This is a genomic window from Pseudoalteromonas sp. NH0006-26, assembly GCF_057552415.1.
Genome location: NZ_BAAJMJ010000002.1, coordinates 1 through 17,154, shown reverse-complemented (window position 1 = coordinate 17,154; position 17,154 = coordinate 1). Strand labels below are relative to the sequence as shown.

18 protein-coding genes and 1 tRNA gene are annotated in these 17,154 nt (G+C 39.2%); 17 read left to right on the top strand and 2 right to left on the bottom strand.

Going from position 1 to position 17,154, the window contains the following annotated elements:
* The first annotated feature begins 86 nt into the window (after positions 1-86).
* From AC27JR_RS02775 to AC27JR_RS02695, 17 genes are all read left to right on the top strand, one after another.
* On the top strand, positions 87-938 hold the full coding sequence (locus AC27JR_RS02775) for an SPOR domain-containing protein (protein WP_487172726.1): 852 nt from the start codon (positions 87-89) through the stop codon (positions 936-938).
* Between the two features lie 251 nt (positions 939-1,189).
* Positions 1,190-1,399, top strand: a complete 210-nt coding sequence (locus tag AC27JR_RS02770) for a hypothetical protein (RefSeq protein WP_008466537.1) — start codon at positions 1,190-1,192, stop codon at positions 1,397-1,399.
* A gap of 138 nt (positions 1,400-1,537) precedes the next feature.
* Entirely contained in the window at positions 1,538-1,693 is a 156-nt protein-coding gene (locus AC27JR_RS02765) for an SPOR domain-containing protein (RefSeq protein WP_487172725.1), read from the top strand.
* Positions 1,694-1,760: 67 nt separating this feature from the next.
* Positions 1,761-2,354, top strand: coding sequence for a FlgO family outer membrane protein (locus AC27JR_RS02760; RefSeq protein ID WP_487172724.1), 594 nt, complete (start codon positions 1,761-1,763; stop codon positions 2,352-2,354).
* A 12-nt stretch (positions 2,355-2,366) separates the two neighbouring features.
* On the top strand, positions 2,367-3,044 hold the full coding sequence (locus tag AC27JR_RS02755) for a FlgO family outer membrane protein (protein WP_008466541.1): 678 nt from the start codon (positions 2,367-2,369) through the stop codon (positions 3,042-3,044).
* Between the two features lie 8 nt (positions 3,045-3,052).
* Positions 3,053-3,715, top strand: coding sequence for a FlgO family outer membrane protein (locus AC27JR_RS02750; protein WP_487172723.1), 663 nt, complete (start codon positions 3,053-3,055; stop codon positions 3,713-3,715).
* Positions 3,716-3,789: 74 nt separating this feature from the next.
* Positions 3,790-3,864, top strand: a tRNA-Arg gene (locus AC27JR_RS02745).
* 259 nt (positions 3,865-4,123) lie between these two features.
* Positions 4,124-5,362 carry an integrase domain-containing protein gene (locus AC27JR_RS02740; RefSeq protein ID WP_487172722.1) on the top strand — a complete coding sequence of 413 codons (1,239 nt, stop codon included), beginning with the start codon at positions 4,124-4,126 and terminating at the stop codon, positions 5,360-5,362.
* 10 nt (positions 5,363-5,372) lie between these two features.
* Complete coding sequence (locus tag AC27JR_RS02735) at positions 5,373-6,173, top strand: DUF6387 family protein (protein WP_487172721.1); 801 nt, start codon at positions 5,373-5,375, stop codon at positions 6,171-6,173.
* 123 nt (positions 6,174-6,296) lie between these two features.
* Positions 6,297-6,497, top strand: coding sequence for a helix-turn-helix transcriptional regulator (locus AC27JR_RS02730; protein ID WP_039484739.1), 201 nt, complete (start codon positions 6,297-6,299; stop codon positions 6,495-6,497).
* Positions 6,497-6,877, top strand: coding sequence for a hypothetical protein (locus AC27JR_RS02725; RefSeq protein ID WP_487172720.1), 381 nt, complete (start codon positions 6,497-6,499; stop codon positions 6,875-6,877). The genes AC27JR_RS02730 and AC27JR_RS02725 overlap by 1 nt, the downstream gene beginning before the upstream one ends.
* Before the next feature lie 8 nt (positions 6,878-6,885).
* Positions 6,886-7,770, top strand: a complete 885-nt coding sequence (locus AC27JR_RS02720) for a hypothetical protein (RefSeq protein ID WP_487172719.1) — start codon at positions 6,886-6,888, stop codon at positions 7,768-7,770.
* Positions 7,771-8,125: 355 nt separating this feature from the next.
* Positions 8,126-10,582 (top strand): EcoAI/FtnUII family type I restriction enzme subunit R, encoded by a 2,457-nt coding sequence (hsdR, locus tag AC27JR_RS02715; RefSeq protein ID WP_487172718.1) that lies wholly within the window; start codon positions 8,126-8,128, stop codon positions 10,580-10,582.
* A 116-nt stretch (positions 10,583-10,698) separates the two neighbouring features.
* The gene (locus AC27JR_RS02710) at positions 10,699-12,171 is read left to right on the top strand and encodes an N-6 DNA methylase (RefSeq protein WP_487172717.1); all 1,473 of its coding nucleotides are present in this window, start codon (positions 10,699-10,701) and stop codon (positions 12,169-12,171) included.
* Positions 12,171-13,979, top strand: coding sequence for a restriction endonuclease subunit S (locus AC27JR_RS02705; protein WP_487172716.1), 1,809 nt, complete (start codon positions 12,171-12,173; stop codon positions 13,977-13,979). Before AC27JR_RS02710 ends, AC27JR_RS02705 begins: the two co-directional genes overlap by 1 nt.
* Positions 13,980-13,991: 12 nt before the next feature.
* Positions 13,992-14,693 carry a DUF3800 domain-containing protein gene (locus tag AC27JR_RS02700; RefSeq protein WP_487172715.1) on the top strand — a complete coding sequence of 234 codons (702 nt, stop codon included), beginning with the start codon at positions 13,992-13,994 and terminating at the stop codon, positions 14,691-14,693.
* A complete protein-coding gene (locus AC27JR_RS02695) occupies positions 14,690-15,178 on the top strand; it encodes a hypothetical protein (RefSeq protein ID WP_487172714.1) in 489 nt (162 codons plus the stop codon). The genes AC27JR_RS02700 and AC27JR_RS02695 overlap by 4 nt, the downstream gene beginning before the upstream one ends.
* 213 nt (positions 15,179-15,391) lie before the next feature.
* On the opposite strand, the gene AC27JR_RS02690 is transcribed toward AC27JR_RS02695, so the two are convergent.
* Together AC27JR_RS02690 and AC27JR_RS02685 are read right to left on the bottom strand one after the other, a co-directional pair.
* A complete protein-coding gene (locus tag AC27JR_RS02690) occupies positions 15,392-16,147 on the bottom strand; it encodes a hypothetical protein (protein WP_487172713.1) in 756 nt (251 codons plus the stop codon).
* Between the two features lie 665 nt (positions 16,148-16,812).
* Positions 16,813-17,154, bottom strand: a 342-nt coding sequence (locus AC27JR_RS02685) for a VOC family protein (RefSeq protein ID WP_487172712.1), incomplete at its 5' end; no start/stop codon positions are given.

The window sequence follows — 17,154 nt, the reverse complement described above, 5'->3', positions numbered from 1 at the left end:
TTTAGTGGTCTAAACTGTTGAAAGAGAAACAATCAATGTGTGAATACAGCATAAAGTATCACCGATATCTAGTTATAGCTTTACTTATGTTAATAGGGAGTGGCTGTACAATATCGCCTGATAAAACATCGTTAAATGAACAAGTTAAAGACTCGCCCGAATATGTAACCATTACCGCACTTGAGCTTGCACAGCTAAAGGATGCCGCCTTGCAATGGCAACAGGCGCGCTCTGGTATTGAGCGGCTATTAAAGCTAGAACGCGAGCTTACATATTTAGTTGATAATTTAGATATTATTAATAGTAAAGCAATTGCGCAATCAAATCAGGCTGTTAGCAATCGCTATGCACGCTCATCAATTAAGGCTAATACATCGCCAAACCTCAGGTATGGTAATAACTACGCAAGCACGTCAGATAAAGTTGAGCGCCCAAGGCAAAGATATAGTAATCGCTACGCAAAACCAACTAATAGGGACGCTCTACAAAATCAGCGATACAACAGTCGCTATGCAAGTGTGCCTAAAAAAATGATTACAGCCCCTCCAAAAAGCTACAGTAACCGCTCTGTTCGTTCGCCAGTGAAAGCTATTAATCCAAGGATGAATAAAAAGGTCGCTTCTAAAATATCGAAGGCAACAAAAGTGGCAATGGTTGATACTAATAAAAAGGTATTTGCTTTGCAGGTAGCGTCGCTTGATTCAGAAGAGAGTGTTGCTAAGCAGTGGAAGAAAATTAATAGAAAAGCGGCGCCTCTATTCAGAGATAAAATTACTACTAACGTGGAAAAAGCCAAGGTCAATAATAAAACCTATTACCGATTAAAGTTAGGTGAATACTATAACTTTAAGAGCGCCGAGGATGATTGTGAAGTGTTTAAATTTTATAAAGTTGATTGCTTTGTGAGTAATTATACGGATAAACCAATCAGATTATAAAATTGTAATTTTAATTTTTAATTAGCCTCCTCTAATATTAATATATATCAGAAGAGGCTAATGAAATTATACCTACACATAAGAGTGTCTGCTTTAGTATGCAACATAAAAACCCCTACAAAAACTTTTCATTGTTGTTAGTCTGTGTACTTTCCTTCACTTTAACAGCCTGCACTAGCACAGAAAATATTGATAAGTCTTCGCAGGTAGCATCTAAACAACAGCGATTAAACCTCTCAAGCGAGGAGTTAATGCAGTTAAAAGTGTCTTCACTACAGTGGAAAGCTGCTAAAGTTGGGGTTGACCGTTTGTTAGTAATTGAACAAGATTTAAAGTTATTGATACACCGATTAAAAGTTGCTGCAAAGCAGAATCCAAACCAAAGTAAAGTCAATAAGCTTCAACCAACCTCAAAAGCTGGTGAGATAACTTCAAGTTCAGCTTTAGAAAAATCAAAGTAATTATTAGTTTAAACCCATCCAAGAAATAATCGTATGACATGCTTTTTTGAATATTGTAACGTTTATAGGTAAAAATGATTTAGCCAAAGTTTAAATCAAATAAAGGCCAGTGCATCTTCGTTATTTCAGGGCGAATTTGTGGCGAATGTAGAAACTATTAACGTGAGTGGCATGACTTACTACCGTTTAAAGCTTGGGGCTTATCAAAATCAAGCGAATGCCGATTGCGATAAACTTAAACAGCGCCAAATCAACTGCATTGTGAGCCATTACACCCAACAGCCATTAAAATAAATATGCATCTGGGGTATTAGGCATAATAATTGCTTTGTAACTATTATGTTTTTAGAGGATGGCAACCATGCGCCTTTTGTTACCCTTACTATTATTAAATTTAGCGGGCTGTAGCTTAACACCCCAGCCAAAGCCAAGTATAAGCACTGATGCACCTAAAGCAGTCATGGCACCTTATACGCTCGACCAGTACGTAAATAGCTTGAGTGCCCAGCTTAGCCATATCAAAGAGCCTTTTAAAAGCACCGCATCAATTGCGGTCAGCAGCTTTTATTTAGCCAATGCTTTGGATTCACAAATTGCCCAAGGGCAGGGAGCAGGGCTTAGTCAGCAAGTTCAAGAAAGCTTAATAACCCAATTTACTCAGTTAGGGTACAACACAGTTGAATATCGGCTTGAAAACCAACTTAATTTATCAGCGAGCGCTGATTCAGTGTTAAGTCGCAGTACGAGTAATTTAAAGCAGCGTCAGATTATTGACTTTGTGATCACCGGTACTCTAACCCGTCAAGAACATGCTTATATTGTTAATGCTCGCATGGTAAATATGCAAACTAATCAGATTGTATCTGCCGCAAGTACTGAAATTCCCATCAATGTGATGTGGAGTAATGAAAAAATACAGCAGCGCGGTGACTATATTTACCGCAGTGAATATTAATTAGGAGCACACATGAAACGCCTACTATTAACTTTATGTTTGCCACTGGGCTTTGGTTGTTCACAAATGACAAACCATAGTGACACGCAAATTACCGACGATGCGCCTATGTTTTTTGAGCAACGCCCTGTAGCTGCACCAACAAATACAGATTCGCTCTATCAAAATAAAGCCGCAGTGATGAATAAAAACAAACAAGTAAATACGCCAACCCGTAAAAATATTAATCACTATGTGCGTGGCATCATGCAAGACATGGCTGAAAACTTACAGTACGTAAATACTAAAACGCCATTGGCGGTATCAAGTTTTGTTTTTTTAGACCGTGACTACAACAATGCTGATTTAGTAGGTAACCAAATCGCAGAGAGTTTTATGCACGAACTGCATAATTTTGGTGTGCCGGTCATTGATTTTAAAACCACCGATTATATGCGCGTAACACCGGGTGGCGATTTTGTTTTTAGCCGCGATTATTTAGAGCTAAACCAAGAACAAAACTTTAGTTACGTATTAGCGGGTACGCTAGTAAACCACCAAGGCGGCATATTAGTAAATGCACGAATTGTTGGCTTAGCGAGTAAAGCGGTTGTAGGCTCTGCACAGGGCTTTATTCCGCAATCGGTCATTGATGCGTTAAATAGCAGCAACAGTGCTGATGGCATCATGCTAAAACAAGCGAGTAAGTGAGGTTTACCATGGTTAACTTAGCTAAACGCTCAGCTTTAATTAGCATAAGTGCGTTATCAATATTTATTTCAGGTTGTAATTTAATGGGTGGGGCACCTAAAGCTGAGTCTGAGCAAACGGTCGTTAGTGATCTTGATTTTAATCAGATCATGGCGCAAATGCAGCGCAATGACGAGCAAGAACAATATGCTGATACAACGCAATTTAACCCAAACAAGCACCATAAAAGTTTAGTTAACTACGTAGAGCAAATGGCACTGGATTTAACCGACACCATGCAAGTAGCCCCGCAAGATGCAGCGATTGCGGTTACTTCGTTCGTTGATTTAGACGCAAGTTTAAATACAGCAAGCCAGTTAGGTAATCAGTTATCAGAAACCTTTATACATCAGCTGCAAAAATTTGGTTATAGCGCGGTTGATTTTAAAACAGCCAATTTAATTACCGTAAACAATCAAGGTGACTTTACATTCACGCGAGACACTCGAAAACTTGCAGGTACGAATATAGCCAGCCATGTTTTATCGGGTACTTTAATTTACCGTGCCGATGGGGTTGTTATTAATGCTCGCGTGATAAATATTGAAAATAAGCGCCTTGCCGCCAGCAGCCGAACATTTATACCGCTTTACGTATTAAGTAAAGAAGATATATATTTATCAAGCAATTAACTTAATTTGATGCTTGATATAAAAAACCAGATGCCGTTATAATTTCCAAACACTTAGTACTTAGCACCCAACGTGGCCTCTTAGTTAAATGGATATAACGGCCCCCTCCTAAGGGGCAGTTGCAGGTTCGATTCCTGCAGGGGCTACCAATTACTCGTTTCAATGTAATTCATCGCAATTCAAAAAAACCATCAATCGCCATTTTTAAAGGCTTCTAGGCTTTCACCTTGTTTCAATGGGTATCGCCACAGCTCATTTTTTTAGTTACACTGGATGTTACACCGAATCAATTTTGAGTTCTTGATGTAACATAAATGTGTAACCAGATGAAAATTAAAGAAAGAAAAGAAATTTTAGGTCTTTCTTATTTTTTAAGAGCTGGTTGCCCGTTCGACAGTGGAGCGTTAAATGCCTAAATTAGTTACCCCATTAAATGACACGCAAATCAAAAAAGCTAAACCAAAAGATAAAGAATATCTTATGGCAGATGGCAAGGGCCTTGCTCTTCGAGTTAAGCCCAACGGATCAAAAATGTGGTTATTCACTTACTCTAAACCTTACACCAAAAAAAGAGCTCAAATTAGTTTTGGTATGTACCCAGATGTAACCTTATCTGATGCTCGCACAAGCAGAGCTGAGGCTAGAGCTTTATTAGCGAAGGACATTGATCCCAAAGAGCATAAAGAGGCATTTGCAAACGATAAAGCTGCTGAAGCTAAAAATACATTTGAAGCAGTTGTTAGAGAGTGGATAGCCCTTAAAGAGCCAAAGGTAACTGCGAAGTATGCTTTTAATTTACGCAGAGGTTTTGAGCTTCACTTGTTTCCTGCTTTGGGTAAGGTACCAGTAAGCAAGTTATCGGCGCAGCTTACTATTGAAACTCTAAAACCATTAGCGGCTGCTAACAAGTTAGATATTCTAGGCCGCATATGTCGTCGGATTAATGAAGTCATGGAATTTGCTATCAACACTGGCCGAGTGCAATCTAATAACCTAAGCGGTATTAGTAAAGCGTTTGGTACAGCTACTCATAAAAGTATGGCATGTGTTAAACCAGAGGAACTGCCAAAGCTCATTAGTATTGTAAACAATGCCAATATCAAGCTAATGACTCGGTGCTTATTTGAATGGCAGTTACATACAATGGTCCGCCCTGGGGAAGCTGTCGGTACTGCGTGGCATGAAATCGACTTTGAAAATAAACAGTGGAATATACCTGATAAGCGAATGAAAAAGCGCAAAGCCCATTCAGTACCACTAACACCCCAGGCATTAGCTTTACTTGAATATTTAAAACCAATAAGCGGCCATCGAGAATTTGTTTTTCCAGCTGATAAAGATCCTCGTAAACACTTTAGCCGTGAAACATTAGGCGCAGCCTTCAGACGTATGGGTTTGAAGGGCAAGCAAACAGCTCACGGTTTAAGAGCACTAGCAAGTACCACGTTAAATGAACTAGGGTTTGACGCAGATGTAATTGAAGCGGCACTGGCCCATGTAGATAAAAACAAAGTTCGCGCTGCTTATAACCGAACTGATTACTTAGAGCGTCGTCGAAAAATGATGTGCTGGTGGTCTGAACATGTCGAAGAAGCGAGTAAGGGTAATTATTCTGTTACTGGTAATCAGCATTTAAAAGTGGTTTAGGGAGGTAATTTTGAAGCGAATAAAGTCAAAAAAGGAAATTTCTTGGTTCGATATTAACAATTATGATTACTTAATAGACTTAGATAAGGTTGCTTTATTAGAAGAAGTGTTGATGCGAACTATAATTTATCATCAAGCAGCTGAAGAGTGTATCGCTGAATCTGGTAACTCATATATATGGAGTGAGATATTAAATGGTCAACCAGATACACAAAAGTCATTTGATAATGAGCCTGTAGATTCAAAAGTATCTGAGCATTCAGAACCAAAACAACAACCGTTGAAAGTGCTTAGCTCGAATGAAGCTGTTTTCCCCATCCCTTGCGCTATGTTGGATTACTACCAATCAAGACTCAAAGAAGAGGAAAATAAGCAAAAATTGTTAGCTAAGGGTAACGAGCAAGAAATAATTAAATTTAGTTATTCAGACTTTGTTGGTGACTCTTCTGTTCTTTGTGATATTGGTTTAGAGAAGTATACAAATGATGAAATATTAATGGCACTCAAACATCACCTACCCTTATGGAGGAAAGATTTAGATATTTCTGAACCTAAGAAACGCTTCATTAAACCTGCTGAAATTAACAAAATTAGAGATTATAGAATAGTACCGTTCTTAGATCTGATGATTTGGGAAAGGGACATGGGCGTAACGATCACAAAAAGTGTTATTGCTGCCTGTGTTTTCCCCGATGGAGAAGTTGGTGAAGTAGATTTAGCAAGTAGTAACGGTAAGGTTAATAACTTGTTGAATTTGGTTTTGAAGGAAAATTTTTCAATACAAAAAATTACAGAAGATTTTGATTATTAATTTTATAGGGTATTTTGACAATCCTATTTCTTAGTTAAAAAAAATATTTTTAAATCACTCTCGTTCATTTTTTCTGAACCTCTAACATTCGCCTTGAACTAAAACGAAACAAGGCGAATCTCCATGAACAACAAAATATTACGTTTCCAAGAAGTAACAGAACTCACCGGTTTGAGTCGTTCTACTATTTGGCGCAAAGAGCGATTAGGTGTATTTCCAAAAAGAAAACAGCTAGGTTTAAACTCAGTTGGTTGGCTTGAAAGTGATATTCAACGCTGGGTCGAGAAACTACCATGTAGCAACATCTACAAAGGGGCGGCATAATGAGTGCTGTAAGCGGTAGTAACGCCTCAAGCCCTGCTCCTAAAAAGCCGCAGTCTAAAACAGAGCGAGCTAACTTATATATTCTTGCTCATCCTGAAGGCGCGACAGAATTAGATATTTTACGTAATGCTGGTTTATCAAGTGGCAGAAACTATTTTACAGATCTTGAGCGTGAGTATAATTTTACATTTGCACGCGAAAAGATACCAAATTCAGATGGTATCGGTGGTCATTTAAAATATAGTTTTAGTTCATTAGATATTGCTGAAATTATCATTACAGCTGTAAACAAAAGCCGTATTCATCGTAAATTAGTTAAGTTCACACCAGAGCAAACAGCTGAGCTTTTAAAACCAATAAAGCACCTCCTGGGAAGCTAGGAGTTTATATGGTTAAGCTTAATGACTTAATTAACCGTGGTGATGTAATTAGTATTACTAACGGTCAATTAAATATTACTCCAAAAAGTGGAAAGCCGGTTCCTAGTGACTGGCTCCTCATCTATCAAAACACTTTACTAAGCCAGCTAAGCTGTGTGATCGCACAGCCTATATACCAATTTAGACAGTTTAAAGTTGGACGGTATTTGAGTAAATACGATGGCCTAACAATGAGCTTTACTGATTTGAGTTTCCACGAAGATTACTACACAATTTTTAACGTATCATTGGACCGTAAAAAAAAGTCAGGGCGCTTAAGTGGAAAACTTTTTAATCCACCAGCGCAAGGGGCGTTACTCAAATTCTGGAGCTGCTCAAACTTACCAAAACCTAGAAGGCCAAGTGAGCTCTATAAAAAAATAAATATTATGAAAAACTACCTGTGGCAAGCTGAAATAAGAAAAGGTAATAAACTCGACTCCAAGACACTTTGCTTAGCAAACATAACATATCAGCAAATTATTAAGGCGGTTAATCGTGGCGTTTTAGCGACAGGCGAAGGGCAAAGCGGTGGCTCTAGTGCGGCACCTAGCCGTGGCAATATAGCGGGGCATGTTTTTGGGGTATCAAACAGTGGCAGCGAAAATGCTAATAGCCAAATATACCAAGGCTTAGAAAATGGTGGGGCTACGAGTATTAGTAACAACGGATATTGTGAATCACGGACATTAAATAATACGGAGTTTGATAGCCACGGTATAAGTAAACAAGGTAGTGCGGTAACAGGTAAAGCTATAGCCCCTTCTATAGAGCAAGAAGAGGGAATATATTTAAAACGAAAACCACAAGAGCAAACTGTAGCCGAGTGGCTAGATGATTACAATAATGCTTAGCAGTTGTAGTAAACTTTAATATTGCAAAAAATATCACCCGTTTACCTGTTCAAAAAAACGCTTTTTATAAACGGAACAACGCGGAACAAATGGCGGAACAATTATATTTTTAAGTACATGATAGAATACTACTTTGTTGTTTTATCGGAACATAAAAAGTGGTAAATAAACGATTTGTCCTCTTCTTTATTTTGTATAGAAGTTACAATTTTATTTTTTAATATCTCATCATTTAGTTTACCTTTTATCTTTGCTTATTCACCCTATTTTATATAGCATCAATAAACAGCATGAAACACGTTGAATCAACGAGTTGTGCGAACTCATAGCGCAGTATTTAGGGATGGTTTAGATTATGGATAAAAGAAAGCTCAGCGAAACTGATATAATCAGTAAGTTTATTCTACCCGCAGTTAAAACCGCAGGCTGGGACGACATAACCCAAATACGCCAAGAGGTTAAACTACGTGACGGTAAAGTAATCGTTCGTGGGCAACTTGGTGTACGTAAAACGGTTAAATCGGCTGATATAGTGCTTTACCATAAACCCAGTATGCCGCTTGCTGTAATTGAAGCTAAAGCGAATAAGCATGAAGTAGGCAAAGGCCTTCAACAAGGCTTAGACTATGCCAGGCTACTCGATGTGCCGTTTATATTTGCCTCTAATGGTGATGGCTTTATTTTCCATGATAAAACTAAGCTAGGCACGCCAGATGCGCATAACCTCGAATCCGAAATACGCTTAGAAGACTTCCCATCACCGCAAGAGCTTTGGGCTAAATATTGTGCCTACAAAGGCTATACAGAATCGCAACTTCCTATAATTAACCAAGCCTATTATGATGATGGTAGTGGCAAACACCCTCGTTACTATCAGCTCCAAGCAATTAATAAAACAGTAGAGGCTATATCGTCAGGCAAAGACCGCGTTCTCCTTGTTATGGCAACAGGAACCGGTAAAACCTATACCGCGTTTCAAATCATTTGGCGCTTATGGAAGTCACGCGCTAAAAAACGCATCTTATTTTTAGCCGACCGCAACATATTGGTCGATCAAACCCGAATTAATGATTTTCAGCCGTTTGGTACGTCAATGACCAAAATTACCGGCAGAACAATCGACCCCGCTTACGAAATACATCTAGCACTATACCAAGCACTAACAGGGCCAGAAGAATCTCAAAAAGCCTTTAAGCAAGTAGACCCTGATTTTTTCGACCTTATTATTATTGACGAGTGCCACCGTGGTAGCGCAAGTGAAGATAGCGCATGGCGCGAAATACTCACCTACTTTAAAGGTGCTGCTCAAGTTGGCTTAACCGCTACACCAAAAGAAACAGATGAAGTATCAAACACTGATTACTTTGGTGACCCTGCTTATACCTATTCCCTAAAAGAAGGCATAGAAGACGGCTTTTTAGCACCATACAAAGTGGTACGTGTCGATCTCGACGTAGATCTACAAGGCTGGCGGCCAACAAAAGGCCAGGTTGATAACAACGGTGAAGTAATACAAGACCGCATATACAACCAAAAAGACTTTGATCGCACAATGGTGATTGACGAGCGCACACAACTAGTAGCTGAAACCATTACCAACTATTTAAAACGTACAGACCCTATGGCTAAAACCATTGTGTTTTGTAACGACATAGATCACGCCGAGCGTATGCGCCGTGCCCTTGCCAATTTAAACCCTGAGCAAATGGCAAAAAACGATAAATATGTGATGAAGATCACCGGCGATGACGAACTAGGTAAAGGCCAGCTCGACAACTTTATAAACCCTAAACGCCCATACCCAGTTATTGCTACCACTTCAGAGCTTATGACCACAGGGGTAGATGCTAAAACCTGTAAGCTAGTAGTACTTGATCAAAACATTCAATCAATGACCAAGTTTAAACAAATCATTGGCCGTGGTACCCGTATTGACGATCGCTACGGTAAGCTTTGGTTTACGATACTCGACTTTAAAAAAGCTACCGAATTATTTGCCGATGAACGCTTTGATGGCACACCAGAAAAAGTAATTAAAGTAACACCCACCGACATTGAAGACGAAGACGTTGATCTGGAATCACAAGATGATACAACCAGCGCAGAGACACCAGACAACGTATTTGGCGACCAAATCACTGACGATACAACCGATGCCAACAACGACACCATAAATGACCCCAAAGGCGATGGCAGCCTTGATGGCGAATGGGACGACGAATCTAACAAAATGGTTAAGTACCGCGTATCTGGTGTTACCGTTAATAAAGTGGCAGAGCGAGTACAGTATTACGATACCGACGGCAAACTGGTTACCGAGTCATTTATAGATTACACCCGTAAAACCATGAGCAAGCAATACAGCTCACTCGACGACTTTGTAAAACGCTGGAACGAATCAGATCGCAAGCAAGCGGTAATAGATGAACTTGCCGAAGAAGGCATTATTTGGTCAGCGCTTGAGGAAGAAGTAGGCAAAGACATGGACCCATTTGATATGATTTGCCATGTAGTTTACGACCAACCACCCCTTACCCGTAAAGAGCGCGCAGATAACGTACAAAAGCGTAACTATTTCACTAAATATTCGGGTACCGCACACACCGTACTCGAGAACCTTCTGTTAAAATACGCAGATGTAGGCGTGCAAGAAATCGAATCTATGCAAGCGCTTAAAGTAGCGCCGTTTAACGAAATTGGCAGTCTAAGTGAAATAGTAAAAAAAGGCTTTGGTGGCAAACCACAATATGAGCAAGCCCTTAAAGAGCTCGAGGCCGAAATTTACCAAATGCCAGCGCCTAAAACAGCCTAAATTTATCTTTGCTGTCGCTATGTATTAGCGTCAGCAAATATTAAACCATTTAAAATAAACAGCTTTTATACTCGCTTTTAGCCGCTGTTTAAAAAATAATCAAACAAGAGAATGCTATGTCTATCAGTTCAGCTATTAAGTCTATTCAAGATATTATGCGTAAAGACGCCGGTGTCGATGGCGACGCACAACGCCTTGGTCAAATGTCGTGGTTACTATTTTTAAAAGTATTTGACGCGCAAGAAGAAGAACTAGAGCTTGAACTAGACGACTATCGCGAGCCAATCCCCGAGCAGTATTTATGGCGCAATTGGGCGGCCGATAACGAAGGTATAACGGGCGATGAGCTTTTAGAGTTTGTAAACGATAAGCTTTTTATTGAACTTAAAAACCTAACCGCACCCATAGACAAAAACCCTCGGGGTTATGTAGTAAAAGAGGCATTTAGTGATGCCTTTAATTACATGAAAAACGGCACACTACTGCGCCAGGTTATTAATAAGCTAAACGAAATAGACTTTACCGACTCAAAAGAGCGCCACTTATTTGGCGACCTGTACGAGCAAATACTAAAAGATTTACAAAGCGCAGGCAACGCGGGCGAATTTTACACCCCGCGCGCCATCACTAAATTTATAGTGGCAGTCACCGACCCAAAACTAGGCGAGTCAATTATGGATCCTGCTTGTGGTACCGGTGGCTTTTTAGCGTGTGCGTTCGACCATGTAAAAGCAAACTATGTAAAATCGGGCGACGACCACCAAATACTTCAAAAGCAAATACACGGTGTAGAGAAAAAGCAATTGCCGCACTTACTGTGTACTACTAATATGATGCTTCACGGCATTGAGGTGCCGGTACAAGTTAAACACGGTAATACCCTAAATAAGCCGCTTTCAAGCTGGGATGACCAAGTAGATGTCATCATCACCAACCCCCCGTTTGGTGGCACTGAAGAAGACGGCATAGAAAAAAACTTCCCAAGCGATATGCAAACTCGCGAAACAGCCGACTTGTTCTTACAGCTCATTATAGAAGTACTTAATACCAAAGGCCGCGCCGCAGTCGTATTGCCAGACGGCACCTTGTTTGGTGAAGGCGTAAAAACCAAAATTAAAAAGCTATTGGTAGAGGAATGTAACTTACATACCATAATACGCTTACCCAATGGCGTGTTTAACCCGTACACCAGTATTAAAACTAATATTCTGTTTTTTACCAAAGGCACGCCAACAAAAGACGTGTGGTTTTACGAACATCCATATCCAGCTGGTGTAAAAAATTACAACAAAACCAAACCAATGAAGTTTGAAGAATTCAAAACGGAGCTCGAATGGTGGGGCAATGAGGCAGACGGTTTTGCAAGCCGTACTGAAACCGAGCAAGCATGGAAAGTATCAATCGACGATATTATTGCTCGTAACTACAACCTCGACATTAAAAACCCGCATGTAGGCGAGGTAATAAGTCACGACCCAGAAGAGTTACTAGCCGACTATTCAAAGCAGCAAGCAGATATACAAGCACTGCGTGACCAGCTTAAAGGTATATTGTCAGCAGCCCTTTCAAAAGATACTGAGGGCAAGTAATGGCTGAGTTAAAAACACCTAACACAAACGCCGAGCAATTAATAACAGATCACCTTGATATTTGGACCAGCGCCATCGAGCAAAAATCGTCATCAGGGCGCGGCTCATCTAAAAAGTTTTCACTTCATGGCATAAAAAAACTCCGTGAGCTTATTTTAGAGCTCGCAGTGCGTGGCAAATTAGTGTCACAAGATCCAACCGACGAACCCGCCTCAGTATTGCTTGAGCGAATAGCCGCTGAAAAGGCGCAATTGGTAAAAGATAAAAAAATTAAAAAACCTAAAGCACTACCGGAAATTACTGAGGACGAAAAGCCATTTGAATTGCCAAAAGGATGGCTTGTTGAACGACTGGTAAACTTATCTTATTTAATAACTAAAGGTACCACACCTACATCTTTAGGGTTTGAATTTAAAGAATCTGGTGTGAATTTCATTAAAATTGAAAATGTCTCAAGGGATCGCATCAACCTACCTAGTATTAGTCAATTTATATCAAAAGAGACAAATGAGGCACTAAAGCGTTCTAGTTTAGAGGCAGGAGATTTACTTTTTTCTATAGCAGGAACTATTGGTAAAACTTGTATTGTAGTACAGGACGATTTACCAGCTAATACAAATCAAGCATTAGCAATTATTCGAGGGACAAAATTAGTATTCAGTGCTAAATTTTTATTAATTCAATTAAATTCTTTTGTCGCTGGTAAAACTAGAGAAAGAGCTCGTGGAGGAGCTATGCCAAATGTTTCTCTAGGTGATCTAAATGAGTTGATAGCAATAGTTCCTCCCTTTAAAGAACAACAACGTATCGTTGCTAAAGTCGATCAGTTAATGGGCTTGTGTGATGCGCTCGAAGCGCAAACTGAAAACAGTATTACGGCACATCAAACATTAGTTGAAGTGCTGTTAGCGGCATTGCTGAAAGCACCAGAGAAAACCGCAACACCCGAACAAGCCACAGCACAGTTCCAACAAAACTGGCAACGTTTAAGCGAGCACTTCGACACGCTATTTACCACCACCGCCAGCATCGACACGCTAAAACAAACCATTTTACAACTAGCAGTAATGGGTAAACTCGTCCCACAAAACCCAGATGATGAATCCGCCGCCAAACTCCTAGAGCGTATAGCAGCAGAAAAAGCCCAACTGATTAAAGACAAAAAAATCAAAAAGCAAAAACCATTACCAGAAATCACCGACGAAGAAAAACCATTTGAGTTACCAAATGGATGGGAGTGGTGTAGGCTTCCTGATTTAGGTGAGTTAGCTAGAGGAAAGTCAAAGCACCGTCCGCGTAATGATCCAAATTTATATAAAAACGGGACTATCCCTTTAGTTCAAACTGGTGATGTAGCTCGCTCAGTTGAAGTTATTGAAACCTACACAGCTATGTATAACGAAGTAGGCTTAGCACAAAGTCAGCTTTGGCCGAAAGGTACATTGTGTATCACCATAGCAGCAAATATTGCTGATACTGGAATTCTTGGGTTTGATGCTTGTTTTCCTGATAGCGTAGTGGGTTACACATGTTTTGAGGACCAAATTCCAACGAAGTATTTCGATTATTTTATTCGAACAGCAAAGGCTAATTTAGAGAAATTTGCCCCTTCAACCGCCCAAAAGAATATAAATTTAGAGATACTTAGCCAAGTTTTGGTTCCTTGTCCTCCACTCGAAGAATTTGAAAGGGTAGTTAATAAAGTCGATGAGCTATTAACGTTATGCGACCAACTCAAAGCCCGTATAACCGACGCACAAACCACTAAACTCCACCTAACCGACGCTATAGTCGAACAGGCGCTGTAAGTAGGGGATATTATGAGCCAAACATATAACGTTTATTGCGACGAGTCTTGTCATTTAGAAAATGACAAGCAAAAAGCGATGGTGCTGGGCGCAGTATGGTGTGCTAAAGATAAGCGACGAGAGGTTGCTGAGCGCATCCGTGAGATTAAACAAAAACATGGTTTATCTAAACAATTTGAGATTAAATGGACTAAGGTCAGCCCCAGCAAACTCGCTTTCTATTTAGATGTGATAGATTATTTTTTTGATGACGATGATCTACATTTTAGAGGCGTAGTTGCGCCAGATAAAAATATTTTAGAACACGGCAAGTTTGGTCAAAGCCATGATGATTGGTATTACAAAATGTACTTTGTGATGTTAAAAGCTATTTTTAAACCGCAATCAAAATACCGTGTTTATATTGATATTAAAGACACGCTTGGCGCTGAAAAAATAAGTACGTTACATGATGTGCTTTGTAATAACGCTTATGACTATTCACGCAAAATGGTAGAGCGTATTCAACAAGTTCATTCAGACGAAGCAGAGCAGTTACAGTTAGCAGATTTATTAATTGGCGCTTTGTCTTATCTTCATCGGGGCTTAAGCGAAAGCACCGCTAAAAATGCGATTATTGAGCGTATTCGAAAACGTAGCGGATATGCGCTGTTAAAAAACACCTTACAAATGGAAACCAAGTTTAACTTATTGATTTGGGAGCCAAGAGCATGACAGCTAATACACTCCCAGAGTGGTTGCCAGATCTCATTTTATTACAAGATTTTAACGGTGACTGGAATGCCTTTTTTGATTTTATATATGATTGCTTTGAAAAAGACTTTGTTTTGACTAAACCAATTTATAGAGGTAAGCGATTAGGGTTAAAAAGGCACCCTGAGTATGATGGCAAATCAGCAACGTTTTGGCATATGATGAGCGAAGGCAGTAATGAAGCAGAAAGAACACCAGATATGCGTCGCTGTGAGCGAATATGCTGGCCTAAACCAATTATTGACAATAGTACCGACCCTTTACTCAAAGTATGGTCAGAAAAGCGCGGTAGTAGCCAGCGTATACATATTTGGTTTGAGCCAGAAGGTTATTTAGTAGTGCTAGATGACAGAAAAGATTTTATTTTACCCTGGACTGCTTTTTATATTGAATATGAACACCAACGTAAAAAGTACAATAAGCGTTGGGAAAGGAATAAAAGCTGAACTGAGAGAGGGGAAAAGCTAGTCTCGCCTTCCGAAGAAGGCGGAACCGTAACTCCTTCTACACTTATACGTAAACGTTGGTAGATGAGATAGGAAGATCATACGGTCGGATCAGGTATTAATCAAGGTTAATTAAAAAATAATTAGTAAAATACTGCTAATTATTTTGATAGGTTCGGTCAAGACAGCGTTATATAAAGCAAGATGTGTAACTTATCTTAGAGGAATGTGCGATTTATATTTTTCATATAGGTAATCAATATCAGAAAACTGCTGCTCATTTTCATCTAAATTTGTTTTTAATTCACCAAGCAGCGCGAAGTAGTCTTGGCTGCTCCAAGCTTCATACTCATACATTACAGGTTTCCCTTCACTTTCTGAAAACTTAGAACTTAATGATTTAAACGTAGCATGTTGATGTTTGATTAAAGAATTTAAATTGGCAGACGGCTTATTAGCTATTTTATAATTATATAATCGCATGATTTTTGATCTTAGAATGACTTCATCGACGAAGTCTTTAATATCAATAGAAGTAGTACCAAATATCATATCATTGCCATTTAGCTTATAAGGGGCTTTATACAAATCTCCGTTGTAATTACATATAGAGCACCTCACTTGGAAATAGAGTTTTTTTAATAGTTCTTCACGCGGATATTCATTATTTTCACTAAATTTAGTAATTAAAGTATGAAGAACTGACACGCATCGAGTAATAGCTAAACTTATACAAAACTTGTTCGCACCAAAGTGAATTTCCCAGCCTCGACTACCTCGCTCTATATTTCTCGAATGCCTAGGTGCTCTAACCCAACCACTTTTAGGGTGATCCCACCAAACAGAATTTTGAATAAAATGTTGGGCTGTTGTTAATGAAACAGAGGCATTATTAGACAGTGTATCTAAACGGTACCTACATACATCTAATTGTTTTTCAAAAGATAATTTATTGTCATATATATTCATTGCTTTCCTTAGCTTTATTAATCGTAGTGTGTTGTAGGCAAAAGTCCGGTGAACTCTACACTATCAATAACAAAAAAACTGAAATTTGACTATATGTATTTAGTGTTTAATGTAGTTAAGATATATGTTTTTAAGAGTTATTTAAAATGGTGACACACCTTACGTAATGAATATTAAAGGTAGGTAAAGCTTTTTAGTTACACTATAAGTTACACTGCCTGATTTTTGTTTTTATTATATCCTTATTAATCAATTTCATATGATCTTAGTTCGGTGGTTGCAGGGGCTACCAATAAAATCAATGAGTTATGTCTTTTCTTTGTTTCTATATGAAATCTATGTAGTATATTTGTAGCAATGCCAGCTTTGTGCCATTTGCGGAAAAAAGTGAATTTGAAAGCCTGTTGGGTGGCGCCTTCGGCTTAACCAACCTACATTTTGACGTAGGTCGGATAAGTGGCGGAGCTACGCCATCCGACAAAAATGATGAATTAATCAGAAACAACTCAACTTACCACGTTAGCGATATAAATAACTGCTTTACACTGTAAGTTAAACCACTCTATACCGACTATCGGCTGAGTGCCATGAGCAGACAGTGGTAACGCCTTGCTCACCGGAAAATTAGGAGCGCAGCGAGTAATTTTTCCGAGTGCAGCAACTTGTTATATGCTTTCATCCTCATACTCCATTAGTTCTACTGGAGCACCGTTCTCTTCGATAAATGCTACAATCAGCCCTTTACTTGGTGAATTAGGCTCAATAATTACATTTTTACCTTTTATTGCCTTTCTTAGGTCATCTACAACAAAAGCAACATGCGGCACTGTTTTAACAAGATCTGGATATGGTGCACCTTCCCAGTACCGTTGCCATTGAATTCCGTAAGGATTATTTTCATGATCCGATACCGTCATCTTTAAATGAGGAAGATCAATTTCACCTTCGAACCTATCTTTGGTTGGTATGCCTAAATGATTAAATTTCATTTGTTTCCTTTGGACATA

Bases quoted from the DNA above. Each gene is read 5' to 3' on its own strand.
- AC27JR_RS02700 (WP_487172715.1), top strand. From the start codon at position 13,992: ATGAGCCAAACATATAACGTTTATTGCGACGAGTCTTGTCATTTAGAA.
- AC27JR_RS02775 (WP_487172726.1), top strand. From the start codon at position 87: ATGTTAATAGGGAGTGGCTGTACAATATCGCCTGATAAAACATCGTTA.
- AC27JR_RS02750 (WP_487172723.1), top strand. From the start codon at position 3,053: ATGGTTAACTTAGCTAAACGCTCAGCTTTAATTAGCATAAGTGCGTTA.
- AC27JR_RS02760 (WP_487172724.1), top strand. From the start codon at position 1,761: ATGCGCCTTTTGTTACCCTTACTATTATTAAATTTAGCGGGCTGTAGC.
- hsdR (WP_487172718.1), top strand. From the start codon at position 8,126: ATGGATAAAAGAAAGCTCAGCGAAACTGATATAATCAGTAAGTTTATT.
- AC27JR_RS02730 (WP_039484739.1), top strand. From the start codon at position 6,297: ATGAACAACAAAATATTACGTTTCCAAGAAGTAACAGAACTCACCGGT.
- AC27JR_RS02690 (WP_487172713.1), bottom strand. From the start codon at position 16,147: ATGAATATATATGACAATAAATTATCTTTTGAAAAACAATTAGATGTA.
- AC27JR_RS02725 (WP_487172720.1), top strand. From the start codon at position 6,497: ATGAGTGCTGTAAGCGGTAGTAACGCCTCAAGCCCTGCTCCTAAAAAG.
- AC27JR_RS02755 (WP_008466541.1), top strand. From the start codon at position 2,367: ATGAAACGCCTACTATTAACTTTATGTTTGCCACTGGGCTTTGGTTGT.
- AC27JR_RS02770 (WP_008466537.1), top strand. From the start codon at position 1,190: ATGCAGTTAAAAGTGTCTTCACTACAGTGGAAAGCTGCTAAAGTTGGG.
- AC27JR_RS02720 (WP_487172719.1), top strand. From the start codon at position 6,886: ATGGTTAAGCTTAATGACTTAATTAACCGTGGTGATGTAATTAGTATT.
- AC27JR_RS02705 (WP_487172716.1), top strand. From the start codon at position 12,171: ATGGCTGAGTTAAAAACACCTAACACAAACGCCGAGCAATTAATAACA.
- AC27JR_RS02710 (WP_487172717.1), top strand. From the start codon at position 10,699: ATGTCTATCAGTTCAGCTATTAAGTCTATTCAAGATATTATGCGTAAA.
- AC27JR_RS02740 (WP_487172722.1), top strand. From the start codon at position 4,124: ATGCCTAAATTAGTTACCCCATTAAATGACACGCAAATCAAAAAAGCT.
- AC27JR_RS02695 (WP_487172714.1), top strand. From the start codon at position 14,690: ATGACAGCTAATACACTCCCAGAGTGGTTGCCAGATCTCATTTTATTA.